21 protein-coding genes are annotated in these 21,271 nt (G+C 69.8%); 8 read left to right on the top strand and 13 right to left on the bottom strand.

All coding sequences use genetic code 11. The annotated features are described in order from the left end of the window. Positions 1 to 9 precede the first annotated feature (9 nt). A complete protein-coding gene (locus tag BR47_RS0103250) occupies positions 10 to 711 on the top strand; it encodes a lysophospholipid acyltransferase family protein (RefSeq protein ID WP_020103590.1) in 702 nt (233 codons plus the stop codon). A 162-nt stretch (positions 712 to 873) separates the two neighbouring features. Here the strand turns inward: BR47_RS0103250 and BR47_RS0103245 are convergent, their stop codons facing one another. Continuing rightward, positions 874 to 2,139: a glycosyltransferase family 87 protein gene (locus BR47_RS0103245; RefSeq protein ID WP_029118561.1), complete on the bottom strand. Its 1,266-nt coding sequence runs from the start codon at positions 2,137 to 2,139 to the stop codon at positions 874 to 876. A 118-nt stretch (positions 2,140 to 2,257) separates the two neighbouring features. Here BR47_RS0103245 and BR47_RS0103240 point away from each other — a divergent pair, with 118 nt between their 5' ends. Then, on the top strand, positions 2,258 to 3,097 hold the full coding sequence (locus BR47_RS0103240; RefSeq protein WP_020103592.1) for a hypothetical protein: 840 nt from the start codon (positions 2,258 to 2,260) through the stop codon (positions 3,095 to 3,097). Further along, entirely contained in the window at positions 3,098 to 3,592 is a 495-nt protein-coding gene (locus BR47_RS0103235) for a polyadenylate-specific 3'-exoribonuclease AS (RefSeq protein WP_020103593.1), read from the top strand. A gap of 15 nt (positions 3,593 to 3,607) precedes the next feature. On the opposite strand, the gene BR47_RS0103230 is transcribed toward BR47_RS0103235, so the two are convergent. The 5 genes from BR47_RS0103230 to sigC form a co-directional block, all read right to left on the bottom strand. Further along, positions 3,608 to 5,002 (bottom strand): copper resistance CopC/CopD family protein, encoded by a 1,395-nt coding sequence (locus BR47_RS0103230; RefSeq protein WP_167542221.1) that lies wholly within the window; start codon positions 5,000 to 5,002, stop codon positions 3,608 to 3,610. Positions 5,003 to 5,051: 49 nt separating this feature from the next. Next, positions 5,052 to 5,741: a YcnI family protein gene (locus BR47_RS0103225; protein WP_029118559.1), complete on the bottom strand. Its 690-nt coding sequence runs from the start codon at positions 5,739 to 5,741 to the stop codon at positions 5,052 to 5,054. A gap of 19 nt (positions 5,742 to 5,760) precedes the next feature. Then, the gene (locus BR47_RS31885; protein WP_020103596.1) at positions 5,761 to 6,318 is read right to left on the bottom strand and encodes a DUF5134 domain-containing protein; all 558 of its coding nucleotides are present in this window, start codon (positions 6,316 to 6,318) and stop codon (positions 5,761 to 5,763) included. A 28-nt stretch (positions 6,319 to 6,346) separates the two neighbouring features. Continuing rightward, a complete protein-coding gene (locus tag BR47_RS29545) occupies positions 6,347 to 6,805 on the bottom strand; it encodes a hypothetical protein (protein WP_020103597.1) in 459 nt (152 codons plus the stop codon). 71 nt (positions 6,806 to 6,876) lie between these two features. Beyond that, positions 6,877 to 7,431 carry an RNA polymerase sigma factor SigC gene (sigC, locus tag BR47_RS0103210; protein ID WP_029105716.1) on the bottom strand — a complete coding sequence of 185 codons (555 nt, stop codon included), beginning with the start codon at positions 7,429 to 7,431 and terminating at the stop codon, positions 6,877 to 6,879. A gap of 95 nt (positions 7,432 to 7,526) precedes the next feature. On the opposite strand from sigC, the gene BR47_RS0103205 reads away from it, so the two are divergent. Further along, entirely contained in the window at positions 7,527 to 9,791 is a 2,265-nt protein-coding gene (locus BR47_RS0103205) for a heavy metal translocating P-type ATPase (RefSeq protein WP_029118558.1), read from the top strand. A 70-nt stretch (positions 9,792 to 9,861) separates the two neighbouring features. On the opposite strand, the gene BR47_RS0103200 is transcribed toward BR47_RS0103205, so the two are convergent. Then, positions 9,862 to 11,802 carry a cytochrome c oxidase assembly protein gene (locus tag BR47_RS0103200; RefSeq protein ID WP_029118557.1) on the bottom strand — a complete coding sequence of 647 codons (1,941 nt, stop codon included), beginning with the start codon at positions 11,800 to 11,802 and terminating at the stop codon, positions 9,862 to 9,864. A 113-nt stretch (positions 11,803 to 11,915) separates the two neighbouring features. Between BR47_RS0103200 and BR47_RS0103195 the strand changes: the two genes are divergently transcribed. Then, positions 11,916 to 13,289 (top strand): PepSY-associated TM helix domain-containing protein, encoded by a 1,374-nt coding sequence (locus BR47_RS0103195; RefSeq protein ID WP_051634573.1) that lies wholly within the window; start codon positions 11,916 to 11,918, stop codon positions 13,287 to 13,289. Next, entirely contained in the window at positions 13,286 to 13,942 is a 657-nt protein-coding gene (locus tag BR47_RS0103190; protein ID WP_029118555.1) for a DUF5134 domain-containing protein, read from the top strand. The genes BR47_RS0103195 and BR47_RS0103190 overlap by 4 nt, the downstream gene beginning before the upstream one ends. Here BR47_RS0103190 and BR47_RS29540 read toward each other — a convergent pair. After that, positions 13,939 to 14,652 (bottom strand): zf-HC2 domain-containing protein, encoded by a 714-nt coding sequence (locus BR47_RS29540; RefSeq protein WP_020103603.1) that lies wholly within the window; start codon positions 14,650 to 14,652, stop codon positions 13,939 to 13,941. The genes BR47_RS0103190 and BR47_RS29540 overlap by 4 nt on opposite strands. A gap of 112 nt (positions 14,653 to 14,764) precedes the next feature. Here BR47_RS29540 and BR47_RS0103180 point away from each other — a divergent pair, with 112 nt between their 5' ends. Beyond that, positions 14,765 to 16,150 carry a class II 3-deoxy-7-phosphoheptulonate synthase gene (locus BR47_RS0103180; RefSeq protein WP_020103604.1) on the top strand — a complete coding sequence of 462 codons (1,386 nt, stop codon included), beginning with the start codon at positions 14,765 to 14,767 and terminating at the stop codon, positions 16,148 to 16,150. Positions 16,151 to 16,225: 75 nt separating this feature from the next. Here the strand turns inward: BR47_RS0103180 and BR47_RS0103175 are convergent, their stop codons facing one another. Beyond that, complete coding sequence (locus BR47_RS0103175; RefSeq protein WP_051634572.1) at positions 16,226 to 17,467, bottom strand: protein kinase domain-containing protein; 1,242 nt, start codon at positions 17,465 to 17,467, stop codon at positions 16,226 to 16,228. Here BR47_RS0103175 and BR47_RS0103170 point away from each other — a divergent pair. After that, complete coding sequence (locus BR47_RS0103170) at positions 17,457 to 17,861, top strand: Rv2175c family DNA-binding protein (RefSeq protein ID WP_020103606.1); 405 nt, start codon at positions 17,457 to 17,459, stop codon at positions 17,859 to 17,861. The two genes, BR47_RS0103175 and BR47_RS0103170, sit on opposite strands and share 11 nt — an antisense overlap. Here BR47_RS0103170 and BR47_RS0103165 read toward each other — a convergent pair. The 4 genes from BR47_RS0103165 to BR47_RS0103155 all read right to left on the bottom strand — a co-directional run bounded on the left by BR47_RS0103165 (position 17,848) and on the right by BR47_RS0103155 (position 21,260). Beyond that, positions 17,848 to 19,356, bottom strand: a complete 1,509-nt coding sequence (locus BR47_RS0103165; RefSeq protein WP_020103607.1) for an alpha-(1->6)-mannopyranosyltransferase A — start codon at positions 19,354 to 19,356, stop codon at positions 17,848 to 17,850. The genes BR47_RS0103170 and BR47_RS0103165 overlap by 14 nt on opposite strands. A 6-nt stretch (positions 19,357 to 19,362) precedes the next feature. Continuing rightward, entirely contained in the window at positions 19,363 to 20,421 is a 1,059-nt protein-coding gene (gene idsA2 / locus BR47_RS0103160; RefSeq protein ID WP_029105720.1) for a bifunctional (2E,6E)-farnesyl/geranyl diphosphate synthase, read from the bottom strand. Positions 20,422 to 20,497: 76 nt separating this feature from the next. Further along, positions 20,498 to 20,641 carry a hypothetical protein gene (locus BR47_RS33435; protein ID WP_177127296.1) on the bottom strand — a complete coding sequence of 48 codons (144 nt, stop codon included), beginning with the start codon at positions 20,639 to 20,641 and terminating at the stop codon, positions 20,498 to 20,500. Beyond that, positions 20,634 to 21,260 carry an LppM family (lipo)protein gene (locus BR47_RS0103155; protein WP_051128600.1) on the bottom strand — a complete coding sequence of 209 codons (627 nt, stop codon included), beginning with the start codon at positions 21,258 to 21,260 and terminating at the stop codon, positions 20,634 to 20,636. The genes BR47_RS33435 and BR47_RS0103155 overlap by 8 nt, the downstream gene beginning before the upstream one ends. Between the last annotated feature and the right edge of the window lie 11 nt (positions 21,261 to 21,271).

The following is a 21,271-nucleotide window of genomic DNA, read 5'->3' as shown; positions in this document are numbered from 1 at the left end:
GGAGGTTCGATGTTCTTCTGGTTCTACAAGTACATCTTGATGGGCCCGTTGCTGCGCCTGCTGGGCCGTCCGAAAGTGACGGGGCTGGAATACGTTCCCGACGAGGGGCCTGTTCTGCTGGCCAGTAACCACCTGGCCGTCGTCGACAGCTTCTATCTGCCGCTGGTGCTGCGCCGCCGGATCTTCTTCCTGGCCAAGGCCGAGTACTTCACCGGTACCGGCATCAAGGGCAAGCTGATCAAGTTCTTCTACTCGTCGACCGGCCAGGTGCCGATCGACCGCACCAACGCCGATTCCGCCGCCGACGCGCTGGCCGCCGCCGCCAAGATCCTCGACCAGGGCAAGCTGCTCGGCATGTACCCCGAGGGCACGCGCTCGCCCGACGGCAAGCTCTACAAGGGCAAGACCGGCCTGGCCCGCATCGCGCTGGAGACCGGCATCCCCGTCATTCCCGTCGCCATGATCAATACCGACGTCGTGAACCCGCCGGGAAGCAAGATGTGGCACTTCGCGCGCGTCGAGGTGAAGTTCGGCAAGCCGATGGACTTCCGCCGCTTCGAGGGGCTGGCCGGTAACCGCTTCATCGAGCGCGCCGTGATCGACGAGGTCATGTACGAGCTGATGCGGCTGTCCGGCCAGGAGTACGTCGACCTGTACGCGGCCGACGTCAAAGAGGGCAAGACGCCGCCGCCCGCGATCAAAGCCGGCTGAACAGAACGCTAAAGCCGAGGATTGCCGTCACCAGGCGGCAGTTCTCGGCTTTCGTGATTTCCCACAGCCAGGGCGCGGCTGCGCCAACGTAACGCGGTGGCGGAAAATCGGCTCTCGGACCGCCGTGGGGTTACGGCCGCGCCGGCCGGGTCCCTGCCACGGTCAGTTCGTCGCCGAGACCGGCGCGACGTGCTCAGCCGCGTCGGCTGACGGCGTGCCGCGGCCGGTGACGGTGCCCGCCGCGGCGATGACGGCCAGCCCCCACCACACGTACGAGCTGCCGATCACCTGACGCCACAGCGTCGCGTCGACCTCGTGGTGCTCGGGAAGCAGTCGGATCGGCGTGAAGACCAGCAGGAACGCGCCGAGTGCGCTCACCGCGGCCAGGGCGGCGCTGCGTTCCCGGTAGGCGATCACGGTGATGGTCACCATGGTCGGCAGGGCCCACACCCAGTGGTGCGACCACGACACCGGTGACACCACCAGGCCGAACATCGCCACGCACATCAGGGCCAGCACCGGCTGGCCCGCGCGGAGCACCCGATGGGCCGCCCACACCGTCAGCGCCAGCACCGCGAAGCACAGCAGAACCCAGAGCACGAACCGCGGCGTCGCCGACAGCCCGAACCGCGCCAGCGTGCCGGAGATGTTCTGGTTGGTGTTCAGCGTCGCGGTGCCGATGCGGTCGGTGTTGCGCACGGTCTTGGTCCAGTACTCCCACGAGTCGCCCCACGCCAGCGCGAAGGCGATGAGCGTGACCACGATCGACGATGCCACCGTGGTGAGCAGCGCGCGGAAATCGCGGCGCAGCAGGAAGTACAGCAGGAACACGGCCGGGGTCAGCTTGAGGGCGATCGCCACGCCGAGCAGGACGCCGCGCGGCCACGGGGTGCGGCGGGGGACGCAGTCGGCGATCACCAGCGTCATGAGGACGACGTTGATCTGACCGAAGTTGAAGTTGGACCGCACCGGTTCGAGGAACAGCACGGCCGGTCCCACGATCGCGACGGCCAGCCAGCAGCGGCGGGCCAGGGCCGAGCCGCGCAGCCGGGACTGCGGCCAGACGTCCAGCCGGGTCAGCACGATCACGATGGACACCAGCAACAACACGAACGTCGTCACCGTGATGGCCACGCTCGCCGCGGGCAGGGGGAGCCAGGCGAACGGCGCGAACATGATCGCGGCCAGCGGCGGGTACGTGAACGGCAGGTCGATGCCGGCCTCGGTACGGAAGATCGTGCTCTCGCTGTACAGCGGCGTGTTGTTCAGCCAGGCGCGGCCGCCCATCCGGTACACGTCGATGTCGATCCGGTACGGCGTATGACCCAGCAGTCGCCAGGCGCCCCATACCAACGTCAACGTGGCCAGCAACTGCAACAGCCGCCAGGCCAGCCGTTGACCGGAGGCGGGCCACGACCAAGTTCCCATACGCATCTCGCCGGACAGCCTATCGGGGGGCCCGGCGCGTCGGCGCCCTGCGGGGCAGTGACACGCATACCCGGGCGTAAGTTTTTTCACCGTGCGGTCGCCCTTGCCTACGGAGTTCGTGTCCAGTGGGCGGCTGCCGTTGTTGTGGTGCCTGATTGCGTTCATCCTGACGTTTTTCGTGACCCGGACCGTGGTGCGCTACATCCGGGCCCACGCCGACAATCCGGCGCCGCGCAAGTGGTGGCAGCCGCGCAACATCGGTCACGGCGGCCTGCACATCCATCACGCGGTGATCGGCGTGGTGCTGGTGATGGTGTCGGGCGTGACGATGGTGACGCTGGCGGTCGACGGCGGCGTCACCGAATTCACCGTGGCGGCAATCTTCTTCGGCATCGGCGCGGCCCTGGTCCTGGACGAGTTCGCGTTGATCCTGCATCTGTCGGACGTGTATTGGGCCGAGGATGGCCGTACCTCGGTCGACGCGGTGTTCGTCGCGATCGCGGTCGCCGGGCTGCTGATCCTGGGGTTCAACCCGCTGTCGTTCTTCGACATCACCGTGTGGCGTGACGATCAGGACGTGGCGGCCCGGGTCATGGTCGTGGCGCTGGCCCTCATCACGCTGGCGATGGCCGTCATCGTGCTGCTCAAGGGCAAGGTGTGGACCGGTCTGATTGGGATGTTCATCACACCGCTGCTGGTCATCGGTGCAATCCGGCTCTCGCGACCGCACGCGCCGTGGGCCCGGTGGCGGTATACGAGCCGGCCGCGCAAGATGCACAAAGCGCTGGAACGCGAGCGGTGGCTACGCCGGCCGGTGGTGCGGGCGAAGCTGTGGTTACAGGATGCGATCGCCGGTATGCCAAAGTTTCCCGACGACGCGGCCGTGGACCAACAGCTCGACCGCGAGATCCACGCGGCACCCGCGCCGCCGGACCGAACGCCGACCGAGGTTGCCTGAATGAAGTTTTTTTACGACACCGAGTTCATCGACGACGGTCGCACCATCGACCTGATCTCGATCGGTGTGGCCGCCGAGGACGGGCGCGAGTATTACGCCGTCTCCTCGGAGTTCGACCCGGACCGGGCGGGTTCCTGGGTGCGCAAGAACGTGCTGCCGAAGCTGCCGTCGCCGTCATCGAAGGTGTGGCGCTCGCGGCGGCAGATCCGGTCCGAGCTGGAGGACTTCTTCAACATCGACGGTGATGAGCCGATCGAGCTGTGGGCCTGGGTCGGGGCGTACGACCACGTGGTGCTGTGCCAGCTGTGGGGGCCGATGGCCGACCTGCCGCCGGCGATGCCGCGCTTCACCCGCGAACTGCGGCAGTTCTGGGAGGACTGCGGCAGCCCGCGGATGCCACCGCGGCCGCGCGATTCCCACGACGCGCTGGTCGACGCGCGCCACAACCTGCACCGCTACCGGCTGATCGCCGAGATGATGACGGCGCCCCGGTAACTCAGCGGGGCCGGCTCACCAGGCGCGGAACGGCACGCTGGTGACGGTGGCGTCGTTCGGGCCGAACTGGACCGTCAGCTGCAGCGTCCACAGTCCCGGCCGCGGCGCGGTGGCGTAGGTGCTGTGCCAGCGACCGTCGGGACCCGCCGTGAAACGCACCGGCAGGGAAGCGATCTCGGCGCTCGAGAGGGTGCCCCGCAGCCCGGTGGCACCGGGCACCGCGACGTCGATCGGGATGGCGCCGTGCCGCGTGGTGTCGAGATGCACCTGCGCCTGCCGGCCCTCATCGAGCGCGGCGGTGGCGGTGAACGCGGGGCCGTAGGTGGTGCGGGCGGGCGGCTCGCCGGTGAGCACCGTGGTCATGAGCAAGACCAGCACCGCGAGCGCGGTTTCCCACGGTACGGTCCGACGCAGCCGCTCCGGGGTGAGCCGGCGCCGCCCGAGGTAGGCCAGGGCGGCCATGAGCGTCACCAGGAAAACCTTGGCGCACAAGGCCATTCCGTAGCCGGTCGACCACAGTGACTCGATCGGCGACACCTGCCGCCAGGCCTGGTACTCGCCGGTGAGCAGGACCGCCGCGACACAGCCGAAGGCCACCCGGGACCACCGTTGCAGCTCGTCGCTGCGACGGGCAGGCAGGACCACCAGCGTCAGCACAGCCAGCCCGCCCAGCCACAGTGCCATCGCCAGCAGGTGGACGGTGGTGGCGGAAGTGGCGAGCCACGGGTCGGGGCCGGCCGAGGCGTGCCCGGACGCGGCCACACCGGCCGCGAGCGCCGTCGCGATGACGACGAACAGCGCGGTACCGGCGCGCACCGTCGCGGCGAGCAGCACGAGCAGAACCGCCTGCACGTAGAGCTGGACGTCGGGTCCGGTGGTGATGGCGTTGATGACGGTCGCGGCGGCCAGCAGCAGCCAGCCGATGCCGGCCAGCACGCGGGTGCGGCGCAACGCGAGCGCCCACCCCCACACCAGCCGGGCCGCCGCGAGCACGCCGACGCACAGCACCAGGCCGGCGTACGTGAGACTGCGGGCGATGTCCGACGCTGTCGACGACGAGGCGACCGGATGAGCCTCCGGCGGCGCGTCCGGCGCCTGCTGCACACCGAAACTCACCGACCCGGACACCTCGTGCCCGTCGGCCGACATCAGCCGCCACGTCGCGGTGTAGCTGCCGCGCGGCAGGTCCGGCGGCAGGTCCAGTTCGATGGCGGTGTTGCCCGACCGCTGCCGGACCTCCCGATCGACCCGCGTGCCGGAGCCCGAAATCACCTGGACCGCACCGGGAATCAGGCGAACCGGCTCATCGAAGCTCAAGGTGACCCGGCTCGGCGCGGCCGGCAGGGTGGCGCCGTCCACCGGATCGCTGGAGACCAGGACGGCGTGCGCGTGTGCGAGGGGAGCCGGCAGCAGGAGCGCGAGCAGAGCCGCGAGCAGCGCTGCGACCGGTCTGGGTTTTCTAGTCGTGACTCGTCTTTCGTCGGGAGGCTGCCAGGCTAGCGATCGCCACCAGCAACGCGACCACCGACACGGCCAGCGCCGTCAGGCCCGGCCACGTCGGCGCCGCGGCAGCCGGAGCCGCGGCCGCGGGCCGGTCGTGGTCGCCGCCGCCGGCGGGCTTCAGGTGCAGGGCCGGCGCCGGGTGCTCGGGCTCGGGCTGGCCCGGGTTGGCCTTCTCGTTCCAGTTGACGGTCTTGCCGTCACTGTAGGTCTGGACCGCGGGCAGCGTCAGTGTGTTGACCTTGGGCAGCGGGCCGGCCGAGATGGCGAAGACGTTGAACTGGTGCGGCGGGATGGGCGCGTCCGGCGCGGTGGCCTTCCACTCGACCGACGAGACGTACTCGGTGACCTCGGCGCCGTCGTCGTCCTTCTGCGGGGCGGGCAGCTTCTTCTTGGTGATGGTGGCCGTCCAGCCGGCTTTCTGCTGCGTGCTGACCGAGATGATCGGCTGGTCGTCGGGCAGCACGACCAACAGGCCGGTGGTGGACGCCGTGTCCGACTCGGTCGGCACGCGGAAGTTCAGCACGCCCCAGCCGCCCTGGGTGGCGTCGCCGGTCACCTTGACGTGGGCGGCGGCCGGTGCGGCCAGAGCGACGGCGCAGGCCGTCGTCGCGGTGACGGCGGCGAGGGTCTGGATCAGCTTGGGCATGTTGTCCTTTCGAGAGGGGTCAGACGGCCATGACAGCGAAGGCGACGCTCATGCCGAGCGCCATGAGCAGGTCGGCGTACGGGCGCTTCGGCCCGCGCACCAGCAGGTAGAACCACCACAGCGCGGCGGCGCAGAATCCGATCGCGAGCACGATGCAGACCACGGTGAACCAGCCTGGGGGAGTCACGGCGATGGCGCCGTGACCGAGGTGGGCGCTGTGGTGACCGGAGGTTTGAGCTGTCGCCACGGGGACGCCGGCGTTCGGCGCCATCAGCAGGCCCATCAGTGCCATCGCGGCCATCATGGTGCAGTGGTAGACGGGGTGCGGTAGCTCGAAGCCGAACAAGGCGAGGTAGGCGAAGTACAGCGCGCCGGCGGTGAACACCAGCACGTACAGCAGTGGCGACACCTGCATACCGGCCGGCCACAGCATCGCGATCATGCCCACCGAAGCCAGCGCATGCAGCACCGCGACGCCGCGTTGTCCGGGTACGCGCCGCCCGGCGCCCGCGAACAGCAGCGCGGCCACCGCGAACACGGCAGTCAGCGCCCAGCGCAGGGCGGAATCGGCGATCACGCTGTCATTAGTCGTACGGAAAGGGGATTCAGTTCCCGGCGGGCTTGAACCGCATGTCGGGCTGGGACCGCTCCAACGGTGTCAGCACCACGCCCAGCCAGCAGACGGCCAGCACCGCGGCAGCGACGAAACCGGCCAGCGGCCACCACACCGCGACCCTCGCGGGTGACGTCTGGCACCACCAGACCGCGCCGAACCCGGCGGCCGTGGCCACGCCCGACAGGTACAGCGCCGCGCAACACACGCGAAACCGCTTGCGCCACAGCGCTGTTGCCGATGCAATCGCGGCCAGGGTGAACAGGATGGCGACGACCTTCAGTACCCACCGATGCGATTCCGACCAGCTGACCCCGGCCGACACCGCCAACACGACGACCGCGACGGCGGTGGGGTAGCGGCGGGCAGGACCGATCCAGACCTCGTCGAACACCCGGCGCCCGATGGCGCTCAGGGTGTGCTCGAGGTCGATCGCGTGGCGGGTGGACAAGCCGAACTCCGTTCAGTCTGTAGACCAGTTTCGCAGAGTTGGTCGGACAAGTGGCGGCCCGGGTTCCGCGGTCAGCCCGCGCTCTGGTCCTGGTTCCCCGCCCGCAGCAGGTCGTCGCGGGCCCGGGCGACCCGGGAGCGGATGGTGCCGACGGGGCAGCCGCAGATTTCGGCGGCCTCGGCGTACGACAGGCCCAGCACCTGGGTCAGCAGCAGCGCTTCCCGGCGGTCGGCGTCGACACCGTCGAGCAGCATGCGGATTTCGACGATGTCCTCGAACCGGGCGGTCGGCTGGTGCATGTCGATGACGGTCTCGGGCTCGATGGCGGCGCTGCTGCGCGGCCGGCACTGCTTGCGCCGGATGTGGTCGACGACGACGCGGCGGGCGATCGACAACAGCCAGGTGCGGGCCGTCGACCGGCCGCGGAACCGGGGCAGTGAGCCGAGGGCGCGCAGGTAGGTCTCCTGCGTCAGGTCGTCGGCGCTGCCGGGCTCGTCGAGATAGGCGACGGTGCGCCAGACATCGCGCTGGGTAGCCTTGATGAACTGCTCCAATGCGGCGCGATCGCCCCGGCCGGCCGCCAGTGCCAGGCGGGTCACCTCGTCGTCGTCGCCGCGGCTGTTCACGGCCCGACCATATGTGACGAGTGCCGGGAACTCACAGCCGGGCACGTCCGACCAATGTTTTTGGGTACCTCGGCTCCGCCGGGGACAATAGGAGGATGATGACGGCCAGCACAGTGGTTGGCAGCGCGGTCGACGCTGCCGCAACCACCGATGACAGTGCGGCCGCGCGCCGGGTGCAGCTCGATGTGACCGGTATGACGTGTGGCGCCTGCTCCGCGCGGGTCGAGCGGACGCTCAACAAGATGCCGGGTGTCCGCGCCTCGGTGAACTTCGGCACCCGCGTCGCCACGGTCGACGCCCTTCCCGAGGTTGCCGATTCCGATCTGTGCGACGCGATCCGCAAGGCCGGCTACGAAGCCGAGCCCCGCTCCGGGGTGATCGCCGGCGACCGCGACGACGAGGACCTCTCGCACGCCAACTATCTGCTGCGCCGCCTGCTGGTGGCCGCGGTGCTGTTCGTCCCGCTCGCCGATCTGTCGGTGATGTTCGCCGTCGTCCCCAGCACCCGTTTCACCGGCTGGCAGTGGGTGCTCACCGCGCTGGCGCTGCCGGTCGTCACGTGGGCCGCCTGGCCGTTCCACCGCGTCGCGCTGCGCAATGCCCGCAATCGCGCGGTCTCCATGGAGACCCTGATCTCGGTCGGCGTGTCCGCGGCCACGGTCTGGTCGCTCTACACGGTTTTCTTCGGACACCACGCCACCGAGGCCACCGGCATCTGGCAGGCCCTGGTCGGCAGTGACGCGATCTACTTCGAGGTCGCGGCCGGCGTCACGGTGTTCGTGCTGGCGGGCCGCTATTTCGAGGCCCGCGCCAAGTCCAAGGCGGGCAGTGCGCTGCGGGCGCTCGCGGCACTGAGCGCGAAGAACGTCACGATCCTGCTCGCCGACGGCACCGAGATGGTCATCCCGGCCGAGGAGCTCGCCGAACAGCAGAAGTTCGTGGTGCGGCCCGGTCAGACGATCGCGGCCGACGGACTCGTGGTCGAGGGCTCGGCCGCCGTCGACACCAGCGTGATGACGGGCGAGGCCAAGCCGGTCCGGGCGACGCCCGGCAGCAGCGTCATCGGCGGCACGATCGTGCTCGACGGACGCCTGATCGTGGAGGCCGCGGCCGTCGGCGCCGACACCCAGTTCGCCGGCATGGTGCGGCTGGTCGAGGAAGCGCAGGCGCAGAAGGCCGAGTCGCAGCGCCTGGCCGACCGCATCGCCTCGGTGTTCGTACCGTGCGTCTTCGCCATCGCCGCACTGACCGCGCTGGGCTGGACCCTGGCCGGCGCCGGTCCCGACAAGGTTTTCGCCTCCGCCTTGGCGGTCCTGGTGATCGCGTGCCCGTGTGCGCTGGGTCTGGCCACGCCGACGGCGATGATGGTGGCGTCCGGACGCGGCGCACAACTCGGCATCTTCCTCAAGGGACACCGGTCGCTCGAGGCGATCCGGGCCGTCGACACCGTCGTCTTCGACAAGACGGGCACCCTGACCACCGGGCACCTGGCCGTCACCGCGGTCACTGCTGCCGACGGTTGGAAGTCCGACGACGTGCTGGCCCTCGCCGCGGCGGTGGAGTCGGCTTCCGAGCACGCGGTCGCGGTGGCCATCACCACGTCGGCGCCCGAGCATGCGGAAGTCGTTGATTTCCAGGCTGTTCCCGGCCGCGGCGTCGTCGGCACCGTGGGGGAGCGCGAGGTGCGCATCGGCAAGCCGTCGTGGGCGGCCGGCCGTGCGGCGGTGCCCGCAGTACTTTCCGAAGCCCGGCGCGGCGCCGAATCCCGCGGCGAGACAGTGGTTTTCGTGGCCGTCGACGACGAGCTGTGCGGTGCCATCGCGGTCGCCGACGCGGTACGCGAATCGGCGGCGGGCGCCATCGCGGCACTGCACGAGCGTGGTCTGAAGACCATCCTGCTGACCGGCGACAACCCGGCGGCCGCTGCCGCGGTGGGTGCCGCCGTGGGGATCGACGACGTCATCGCCGATGTGCTCCCGGACGGCAAGGTCGACGTCATCCAGCAGCTGCGCGACCGCGGTCGCATGGTCGCGATGGTCGGTGACGGCATCAACGACGGCCCGGCGCTGGCCTGTGCGGATCTGGGTCTGGCCATCGGCCGTGGCACGGACGTCGCGATCGGCGCCGCCGACATCATCCTGGTCCGCGACAGCCTGGATTCGGTGCCGCAGGCCCTCGACCTGGCCAAGGCGACCATGCGCACCATCCAGATGAACCTGGTGTGGGCCTTCGGCTACAACATCGCCGCCATCCCGGTGGCGGCGGCCGGGCTGCTCAACCCGCTTATCGCGGGCGCGGCGATGGCCTTCTCGTCGTTCTTCGTGGTGTCGAACAGCCTGCGGCTGCGCAACTTCAAGTGATTTGTGCACGATTTTCCGCGCGTGACGCGGAAAATCGTGCACTAATCACTGGTTGACGTCGGGACTGCGGTTACTGCTGGCCGCGCTGGCGGGCCAGCTCACGCAGCATGGCGTTGTAGGCATCCAGGTCGTCGTCGCCGTCGCCGTAGTCCGCGTCGGCGTGCCGATCCGCGCGGGAGGCCGCGCGGCGATCCTGCCGCGCCCACTGCGCCACCAGGGCGATGACCACCAGGATCACCGGCAGTTCGCTCGAACCCCACGCGATGGCGCCACCGAGGTGCTGGTCGGCGCCGATGCTGGACAGCCACGGCAGGCCGACGAACTTGTAGAACGGCCCGCCGATGGTGTCGGTCATGGTCATGGTCGCTATACCGAAGAACGCGTGAAAAGGCATGACCGCGAACAACAATCCGAGCCGGCCCAGGAACGGCAGGCGCTTCGGGCCCGGGTCGATGCCGATGATGCCCCAGTAGAAGAGGTAGCCGACCAGCAGGAAGTGCACGCTCATCAACTCGTGGCCCCAGTGGTAGCGGACGAGCGTGTTGAAGATCGGGGTGAAGTACACCGCGTACAGCGACGCGACGAACAGCACGAACGCCACGATCGGATTCGACAGGGCGGCCGTCACTTTCGAGTGCACCAGCCACAGGATCCATTCGCGGGGCCCGGGCGGGGCGCCCTCGCCGGCCGGGGGCAGGGCGCGCAGCGCCAGGGTCACGGGGCCGCCCAGCACCAGCAGCACCGGGACGAACATGTTGAGCGTCATGTGCTCGCCCATGTGCACGCTGAACATCGCCGAGCCGTAGGCCCGCACGCCCGAGCTGCTGGTGAAAAGCAGTGCCGCACAGCCGATCAGCCACGCGAGCAACCGGCCCACGGGCCACTCGTCGCCGCGGCGACGCAGCTTCAGGTAGGCGTAGACATACAGTCCGGCGAGCGCGATCGCGCCGATGCCGATGAACGTGTCGAACCGCCAGACCGTCAGCAGCCGAACCACATTCGGCGGGTCGGGCAGCTCGTACCCGAGGAAGACGTCCCAGGTCGTGTACTTGTGGTGCAACAGGCGCGGCGCGGTCTGCACCGCCATGGCGGACACCGCGGCGAGCGCGGTGATCGCGGGCAGGCAGGTGGCCAGCCGGGACGGCTTGGCGCGGCGCAGTGCCGCGGCATCGGTGATCCACGACGCGGCCAGCGCGATCGCGGCGACGATGGCCCACCGCCCGTAGACGCTGCCGGTCAGCCCGGTGGGGCCGAGTTGTTCGGCGAGCAGCAGCACGCCGTAGATCAGGGCCGCGGTGCCGCAGGCCACCTGGATGATGAGTACGCGGCGGTAGAGGTCGGCGGCCGGCGGGCTGATGACGGCTGCGATCTTGGTGCCGGCCAGCACCGCCAGCGCCACCGCGAACACGATGACCGCACTGGTCGTGTAGTCGTGGTCAGGCCCTTCGCTGGCGTTGCCGGTCACCGGCAGCGCCAGGACGCCGATCACGCTCGGCAGCAACAGCACGACCATGGCGATCCACCGCACGCTGAACCGCAGCGTCAGCGCCACGACCGCGGCGCACAGGGTGGCGACGATCCAGCCGCGGGCCATCTCGGACGCGCCGATGGCCTCACCGAGGCGGCCACTTTCCAGCAGTCGCAGTGCCGGGGCGCCGGCATCGGTCGCCGCCTGCACCACGACCATGAACGCAGAGGCCACCAGCCAGACCAGTGAAACCCGTTCCAGCACAAGGTGAATACGGAACGACGGCGGGTCGATGACGCCCTTGGAGTCGGGTCGCGCGGTGGTGACGACGTATAGCAGGCCACCGAGGCAGATTGCGGCGGCGATGGTGGCCGTGAAGTAGCCGACCGGTTCGGCCACAGAGGTGAACGTGCCGGGGTAGCTGTCGCCCGTGGCGACGAAGCGTTGGTCGCCCGAGATGAGCGCGTAGGTGACCAAGGCGGCGACCGCGGCCAGATAACCCAACAGTGGCAGCGCTAGTCTGCCGGCCCGGTCCGAGCCCATCGAAATACCGGCCTTCCACCTGAAGAACTGATCACGCCCAGTCTACGACCAGGTGTCGTAGAAATTTTCCGGGCGCAGGAACTCCTGGCGCCGCGGGCCGACCAATACAAGTTGTGAGTCATACCCACCTGCCCGAATCGGACGTCGCCGTCGCGTCCGATCCGTCGGCGTGGAAGCGTTTCCGCCCGGCACTGCTGCGGCTGCACTTCTACGCCGGCCTGTTCGTCGCGCCGTTCATCCTGATCGCCGCCGTCACCGGGCTGCTGTACGCGGTGATCCCGCAGATCGACAGCGCGGTGTACCGGCACGAACTCACCGTCGACCACGTCGGCGACCGGCAGCTGCCGCTGGCTGCCCAGCTGTCGGCCGTCCGTGCCGCGCACCCGGAGGGCACCGTCACCAGCATCCGGCCGCCGGCCGCGCCGGACGAGACGACGCAGGTGACGCTCGCGGTGGACGACGTCCCCGCCGACTACGCGCGCACGGTGTTCGTCGACCCGTATACGGGCGCGGTCCGCGGCGCCCTGACCACCTACGGCCAGTGGCTGCCGGTGCGGGCCTGGTTCGACGAACTGCACCGCAACCTGCACCTCGGGGCCTTCGGCCGGAACTACAGCGAGCTGGCGGCCAGCTGGTCGTGGGTGATCGCCGGCGTGGGCCTGTTGCTGTGGATCGGGCACACGAGGGGCGAGCCGCGCCGGCTCGTCGTCCCCGATGTGCGGGCGACCGGGCGGCGCCGGCTGCTGTCGTGGCACGGCACGCTCGGGGTCTGGATTCTCACGGCGGTGGCGCTGCTGGCGGTCTCGGGCATGACGTGGTCGCGGTTCGCGGGGGAGAACGTCGCCCAGTTGCGGACGCAGCTGAGCTGGACCAGTCCGTCCGTCGACACCGCGTTGCCGGGGCAGGCCGCCGGCGCGACGCTCGACGAGGCCACCGCGCTGCGCGGCGCCGACACGGCGCTTCAGGTCGCCCATGATGCCCACCTGCGGACACCGATGTGGATGTATCCGCCGACGACGGCCGGCCAGGGCTGGCAGGTCGCCGAACGCAAGCGCGACTGGCCGACGCAGTACGACGCGATCGTCGTCGACCCCGCCACGAGCACGGTGACGGCGCGCCTCGACTTCGCCGAGTGGCCGTTGATGGCCAAGATGACCGACTGGGTCATCGACCTGCACATGGGCGTCCTGTTCGGCCTCGTCAACCAGCTGGTGCTGATCGCGGTCGCCCTCGCGATGATCGTCGCGATCGTGCTGGGGTACCGGATGTGGTGGCGACGGCGGCCGACCCGCGGCGCCGGTTTCACTCTGCCGACCGGGCAGCGGCGCGGTGCGCTGTCGGCGCTGCGGCCCTACGAGGCGGCGCTGCTGGTGCTGGTTCTCGGCGGCGTCGGGTGCTTCGCTCCGTTGTTCGGCCTCACGCTGGCCCTGTTCGTCGCGGTCGACGTGGCGCTGGGCTGGCGCCGGCGGCGGCAGGCGACGCGGTGATCGCCGACATCTGGCTCCGGTTGCTCGTCACCGGGCTGTTCCTGCTGAGCGCGGCGCAGTGCGTGTACGCGCTGGTCACGGCCCATGAGAACCGGACGTGGGCCGACCAGACCAGCCGGGTGCTGCACCTGGTGATGGCCGTGGCGATGCTGGTCATGGCGTGGCCGGCCGGGATGGGCGTGCCCAACCGGCCGCCGCTGGTGTTCTTCCTGCTGGCGGCCGGCTGGTTCGCCGTCCTCCTGGTGGTGCGCTCCGGCCATCGGGTGGCCGACGGCTATCACGCCGTGATGATGCTGGCGATGGCGTGGATGTACGCCGTGATGGACGGGCGGGTGCTGCCCGGGCAGTGCGCCGGAACCGCTGCCGAGGCATCGCAGCCGGCGTCCTCGATGTCGTCCATGCCGGGCATGGACATGTCCGGGACGACGGCGCATGCGGGTCCGATGGGTGGCTGTGGGCACCCGTCGGCGTGGGTCGACGCCGTGAACTGGGCGGTCACAGCGTTGTTCGGGATCGCCGCACTGTGGTGGGGCATCCGTTACTTCGCGCTGCGGCACGAGCGCCCCGAGGCCCCGGCTCGCTTGTGGTTCGCCGTGGCGTGTCAGGCCATGGCGGCGGCCGGCATGGCGATCATGTTCGGCGTGATGATCTAGGCCGCGTTGCCGTCGGTCGGCCACAAGTGGCCCCGGCGGCGGCCGCGGGAGGCGTTGTCCGGCAGCGTGATGTCGTCGAGCGTGGGTGCCGCGTCGCGGTCCGGCCGCGGGGGCTCGCCGGCATGGCGGCGCCACACCAGCACGGTCAGCACCACGCCGGCCAGCGCCGGCAGATGGCTCAGCATGCGGACCGCACCGACCGCGCCGGTCAGCCCGTCGACGACGACGTAGCCGGTGAGTACGAGGGTGAAGACCCCGCCGACGATCGCCAGGCCCATCGCCGCGGCAGGCCGGGCGGCGGCGACCAGCATGCCGACGCCGAGGGCGACGGACCAGGCCGTCGACTCGTTGACCACGTGCCCGCCCATGGTGTGCCCGACGTGCACGCCGATGCTGACGCCGGCCGCCTGCAGCACGGCCAGGACGATCTGGATGGTGCCCACCACCGCGAGGCCGATGCGCAGCCAGTCGAGGCCGGTGCGGGTCTCGGGAAGGGCGGGTGGCGAGACCGTGTCGGCCACCGTGGTGATCCGGGTGCGGTCGGCGGCGATCAGTCCGCGCAGCAGCTGCATCTGGCTGTCCAGCTCGTCGTGCCACTGCCGGCACTCGGGGCAGGACGCCAGGTGCTCGTCGACGCGGCGCGCGGGGACGGGTTCGTGCTCGCCGTCCATGCGCGCGGACAGCGCCTCCCGGGCAATCTCGCACTCCACATCGTCAATAGTCGCGCACCGGGCGAGGTTTTCTCCCGGTGGTCCCGAATCCGTCGATCGGCGCCGTTTTGGCGGGTAAATAGTCGCTGGTCGGCGCCGGTACCATAGACACGTGAACTGGACCGTCGACGTACCCATCGACCAGCTGCCCGAGCTGCCCCCGCTGCCCGAGGACCTGCGCACGCGCCTTGCCGACGCGCTGTCCCGTCCGGCCGCGCAGCAGCCCAGCTGGCCTGCGGACCAGGCTGCTGCGATGCGCAAGGTGCTCGAGAGCGTGCCGCCCATCACCGTGCCGTCCGAGATCGAGAAGCTCAAGCTGCAGCTGGCCGACGTGGCGCAGGGCAAGGCGTTCCTGCTGCAGGGCGGCGACTGCGCCGAGACGTTCGTCGACAACACCGAGCCGCACATCCGGGCCAACATCCGGACCCTGCTGCAGATGGCCGTCGTGCTGACGTACGGCGCCAGCATGCCGGTGGTCAAGGTGGCCCGCATCGCCGGGCAGTACGCCAAGCCGCGCTCGTCGGACACCGACTCGCTGGGCCTGACGTCCTACCGCGGTGACATGGTCAACGGTTTCGACCCGGACCCCGCGGTGCGCGTGCACGACGCGTCGCGCCTGGTGCGGGCCTACGCCAACGCGAGCGCCGCGATGAACCTGGTGCGGGCGCTGACCTCGTCGGGTCTGGCGTCGCTGCAGCAGGTGCACGAATGGAACCGCGAGTTCGTCCGCACGTCGCCGGCGGGTGCCCGGTACGAGGCGCTGGCGGCCGAGATCGACCGTGGCCTGAACTTCATGACGGCCTGCGGCGTCAACGACCGCAACCTGCAGACCGCCGAGATCTACGCCAGCCACGAGGCCCTGGTGCTCGACTACGAGCGCGCCATGCTGCGCCTGTCCACCGAGTTCGACGAACCGCGCCTGTACGACCTGTCGGCGCACTACGTCTGGATCGGCGAGCGCACCCGTCAGCTGGACCACGCGCACATCGCGTTCGTCGAGACCATCGCCAACCCGATCGGCATCAAGATCGGCCCGACGACGACGCCCGAGATGGCCGTCGAGTACGTGGAACGCCTTGACCCGCACAACATTCCGGGCCGGCTCACGCTGGTCAGCCGGATGGGCAACGGCAAGGTGCGCGACGTGCTGCCGGGCATCATCCAGAAGGTGGAGGCCTCCGGCCACCAGGTCATCTGGCAGTGCGACCCGATGCACGGCAACACCCACGAGAGCTCGACGGGCTACAAGACCCGGCACTTCGACCGCATCGTCGACGAGGTGCAGGGCTTCTTCGAGGTGCACCGCGCGCTGGGCACGCACCCGGGCGGCATCCACGTCGAGATCACCGGCGAGAACGTCACCGAATGTCTTGGTGGCGCGCAGGATATCTCCGACGACGACCTGGCCGGCCGCTACGAGACGGCCTGCGACCCGCGCCTGAACACCCAGCAGAGCCTGGAGTTGGCGTTCCTCGTCGCGGAGATGCTGCGCGACTAGCCTCACCCCGCCGAGTGGCCACCCGGCGCATGGTTTTCACGCGAAACCCGTGCGGCAGGTGGCCATTCGGCGTTTCTAGAACAGCCCGTCGATGTTGGTGCCGAGGGTCCAGGCGCCGGCGGCGACCAACGCGGTCAGCGTCAGGATCGCGATGAGCCAGAACAGCACCGCGCGTCGCGACCGCTGCCGCGCCCAGGCAAAGTCGTCCAGGTCGATGCCGGCGAATTGCTTTGTCACCACGGGTGATTCGAGCAATGCGGGGTCCATCGCCGGGTCCATGGTGAACTGCAGGGTGTGCTGCGGTGCCGGCTTCGGGGCGGTTGCCCGGCCCGTCGCGACCGTGGTGCGCTCGGCACGGCCACGCTGGGCCGCCGCCGCGGTGTGCTGCGCCGAGTTCGTCGGCGCCGGGACCCGGAATTCGGGCAGTCCCAGGTCGGTGACGATCGCGGCGAGCTCGGCCCCCATGTCGCCGGCGTCGAGGTAGCGGTCGTCGGCCACGCGGGCCGTCGCGCAGGCCACCAGGTCGTCGAATTGCTTTGGCACACCGGCGATTGCCGAACTCGGCGGCGGTACGTCCTGATCCAGCCGCTGATACGCGACGCTGAGGGGATTGTCGCCGGTGAACGGTGTGGTGCCGGTCAACAGCTCGTAGGCCAGGATGCCGACGGAGTAGACGTCGCTGCGCGGGTCGGCGTCGCCGGTACTGACCTGTTCGGGGGAGAGGTACGCCGCAGTGCCGAGGATGACGCTCGTCGACGTGATCTTGGCCTCAGCGACGGCGCGCACGAGCCCGAAGTCGGCGATCTTGACCTCACCGCTGTCGGAGATCAGGACGTTCTCGGGCTTGATGTCGCGGTGCACCAGGCCCGCCTCGTGGGCCACCGCCAGGCCGTCGAGCATGGGGGCCAGCACGGCCGCCACCGCGTGCGGCGGCATCGGGCCGCGCTCGCGCAGCAACTCGCGCAGCGTCCCGCCCTCGACGAGCTCCATCACCAGGAACGGGTGCCGACCGTCGAACCCCTGGTCGTAAACCGCCACCAGCCCAGGACTTTTCAGGCCGGCGGCGGCGCGGGCCTCGCGCTGGAAGCGCGTCAGGAACTGCTGATCGCCGGAGTACCGCGAATCCATGACCTTGAGTGCCACCAGGCGGTCGAGCCGGGTGTCCAGGCCGCGGTACACCGTCGACATGCCGCCACTGGCAATCGGTGCATCCACGCGGTAGCGCCCGTCCAGTACCGCACCGATAAGTGGGTCCGGTTGTCGGGATGGCTGCACCCGGCAATGGTACGGCTCTAGAATCTCCTGCGTGAGCAGCATTCCGGCCGCCGAGGACGTTATCGATCCCGATGAAGCGGTCTACGACCTTCCCGCAGTGGCATCCATGCTGGGTATCCCGGTGACCAAGGTGCACCAGCAGCTGCGGGACGGACATCTCCTCGGAGTGCGCCGGAACGGTGCCATCGTGGTGCCCAAGCTCTTCTTCGACGCGAAGGGACATGTGGTCAAGCAGCTGCCGGGCCTGCTCGTCTTGCTGCGCGACGGTGGCTACCACGAGACGGACATCGTGCGGTGGTTGTTCACCGCCGACGAGTCGCTGACCCTGACCCGCGACGGCACCACCGAGCGCGTCGCCAATGCGCGTCCGGTCGACGCGCTGCATTCGCACCAGGCCAGGGAAGTGCTGCGGCGCGCTCAGGCTATGGCGTACTAGCCGGCTCGGCCGCCGTCGTCTTCGGCTCCGGCGCGTGCGCCAGCGAATACCAGGCGGCTACCGCGCATCCCGTCGCCAGGATGACGTGCAGCCACGAGTACATGCCGTGCGAGCCGTCGGGTTTGAAGATGACCATGATCCAGGTCGAGAACCCGGCGATCGCGGCGACGGCCGACCGGCTCTGCGCCAGTGCCGAGACGATCGCCAGCGGCCAGGTGTAGTACCAGGGCAGCGCGGCAGGCACGAACAGCACCACGACCGCCATCACCAGCGCGATGCCGATCAGCGCTTCCCGGTCGGTGTGCCGGAATCGCCACCACAGCAAGGGAAGTGAGATCGCGATGATCGCGATGCCGATGATGCGGGTGACGTCCAGCACCGCGTAGAAGCTGACGGTGGTGAACAGTCCGCCGATGGCGTGGATCAGATTGGCCACCGCGGTCGGGACGGTCAGCCAGTTGACGATCTTCACCGAACCGGCAAGTGCCGTCAGCCAGCCGAGCCCGACGCCCGCCGCCACCGTCACCACGGCGAACACCACGGTGAAGATCACTCCGGACGCCGCGGTGGCCGCCAGCCAGGCGCGGACCTGACCCCACGGGTGCCGTTCGCGCAACTGGCGCATCCAGACCCACACCATGAACGGAAGTGCCAGTCCCGCGGTCGCTTTCACGGCCACCGCGAGGGCGATCAGGCTGACGCCGGCGATGGGATGCCGTTCGAAGGTCAGCGCGATGGCGGCCATCATCAGGCCGACCATCAGCATCTCGTTGTGGACGCCACCCATCAGGTGGATGATCACCAGCGGGTTGAGGACGCAAATCCACAGGGCGGCAGCGCTGTTGGCGCCGACATGGCGGGCCACGCGGGGCGCCGCCCAGATCAGCATGACCAGGCCGGGCAGCATGCACAGCCGCAGCAGCATGGTGCCCTCGACGACGTGGTCGCCGACGATCATGGTGACGAACTTGGCCACCAGGATGAATGCCGGGCCATAGGGCGCGGTGGTGGTGGTCCAGATGGGACTGACGTTGTCCAGCAACGAGTTCGGGTTGTCCACCGGCCCGACGAGGTAGGGGTCCAGCCCGTCGCGCAGCAGCGCGCCCTGCGCCAGGTATGAGTAGGTGTCGCGGCTGAACACCGGCACGCTCAGCAGCAGCGGCGCCAGCCAGAAGCCGGTCGTCGCGATCATGGTGTAGTCGGTCGCGGTGCGGTCGACGACGCGCCGGCCCAGCGCCAGCCAGGCGACCAGCATCAGGGCCACGCCGGTCCACAGCAGGATCGACGACACCACCAGCCCGTGGCCGAACCGGAACCACGACAGGTGCATCGACTCCAGCAGGGGATCGTGCTGCCGGGTGCTGCCGGCGCCGAGGCCGCCGAGGGCGATCAGGATGGCGCCGGCGAAGCCGAGCAGCGCGGGGCGGCCCTCGTCGGATCGTCCGAAGGCGGTGAGCCGGGCCAGCGCCCCGGGGGCCGTGGTCGAGGTCGACATCGTGGCCTACGCGGACCGGTTGGACGCCCGCCGGGCGAGTTCGGTGAGGCCGGCCTTGGCGCCCTCGTCGATGGGGGCGGCCGCGAGGGCGTCCAGTCCACGTTGGGTGAGCAGCGCGATGCGCTGTTCGACGGCGCCCAAGGCGCCCACGGCCTCGATCACGCCGCAGAGTTCGCCGACCTGGCCGTCCGTCAGGTCGGTGCCGATCAAGTCGCGGAGCAGGGCCGCCGCGGCCGGGTCGGAGGCCTCGGCCAGTTCCACGGCCTCGGCCAGCAGCACGGTGCGCTTGCCCGAGCGCAGGTCGTCACCCGACGGCTTGCCGGTGACGGCCGGGTCGCCGAACACGCCGAGCACGTCGTCGCGCAGCTGGAACGCGATACCGAGGTCGTTGCCGACCGAGTGGAAGATCTTCTGCACGTCAGGGCGGTCGGCGGCGGCCGCGGCGCCCAGCTGCAGCGGCCGGGTGACGGTGTAGGACGCGGTCTTGTAGAGGTTCACGTTCATGGCCGAGGCCACGGTGTCGGCGCCACTGGATTCGGCGACGATATCGAGATACTGCCCGCCGAGGACCTCGGTGCGGATGTGCGCCCACACCTCGTTGACGCGCCGGCGCCCGTCGGCGGACAGCTCGGCGTTCGCGACGATGTCGTCGGCCCAGGACAGGGCGAGGTCACCGAGCAGGATGGCCGCGGACAGCCCGAACTGCTCGGACGACCCACGCCAGCCCTGCCGGCGGTGCCGGTCGGCGAACAGCCGGTGCACTGTCGGCAGGCCGCGTCGGGTCGCAGAACAGTCGATGACGTCGTCGTGGACCAGGGCGCAGGCCTGCAGCAGTTCCAGTGCGGAGAACAGGCGCAGCACCGCCGGGTCGGCCGGGTGGCCCGGATCGGGGGCGACGGCGCGCCAGCCCCAGTAGGCGAAGGCCGGGCGGACCCGCTTGCCGCCGCGCAGGACGAACTCTTCGAGTGCTCCCGTCACATCGGCATAGGCGTCGCCGATGTAGGCGCTGTCCCGCCGGCGCTCGGCGAGATAGTCGCGCAGTTGATCTGTGATGGCATTCGCCAGCTCGCCAGCCGACGGACCTGCGGCATCGACGCTCAGCGCGCGTCCCCTCTCCTGACCCCGAAATCGTGCATTCAGATTAGAGGGTGCCGGGCCGGCGGTCGGACACTGCGGCGAAGTCGCTTGTCGGCACTGCGGCGAAGTCGCTTGTCGGCACTGCGGCGAAGTCGCTTGTCGGCACTGCGGCGAAGTCGCTTGTCGGCACTGCGGCGAACTCACTCATCGGACACGGCGGCGAGCTTGGGCGAGCGGTCGCGGCTCCAGTAGGCCAGGCCGCCGATGACGCCGGCGACAGCGAAGGCCAGGACGGCCATCCAGATGGCGGCCGTGGTGAACGAGCGCGCGCTCGGGTCGGTGTAGCGGGCCTGGGCCTTCATGGTGGTCACGACGCCGGGCTTGAGCTTCCACTGGACGATGTCGCTGGCCACGCGCTCGCCGTTGGTCGACGTGACGTCGCCCGGAAACGCCACCGACAGCGTCACGTCGGAATCCGGATCGCTCAGCGTCGTCAGGTCGACGCGGCCTTCGAGGATCACCAGGTCACCGGCGCGGCGCAGGGATATGTCGGCGCCGGCCGAGTCCCGGCTCAGGTTGGCCAGCTGCGGCACCTCGGAGAAGTTCAGGTCCGAGAACACCGCCTCGGAGCCGACGTAGTCGTCCTTGCGGTAGTCCGAGACCACCACCTTCTGCGCGAACGGCAGGCTGTTGGTCAGCTGCGGACCCTTGTCGTCCGCGTTCTTGGCCTTCGCGGCGGCCACGATCTGACCGGACACCCGGTCGTCGGGCGAGATGGTGAGCGAGGTGTGGACGCGCACGCAGCCGACCGCGAGGGGGAGCAGCATCAGAAACAGCA

It is taken from the genome of Mycobacterium sp. UNC410CL29Cvi84 (assembly GCF_000686745.1).
Taxonomy (GTDB): Bacteria; Actinomycetota; Actinomycetes; order Mycobacteriales; family Mycobacteriaceae; genus Mycobacterium; species Mycobacterium mucogenicum_B.
This window is presented reverse-complemented; position numbering and strand designations above follow the sequence as displayed.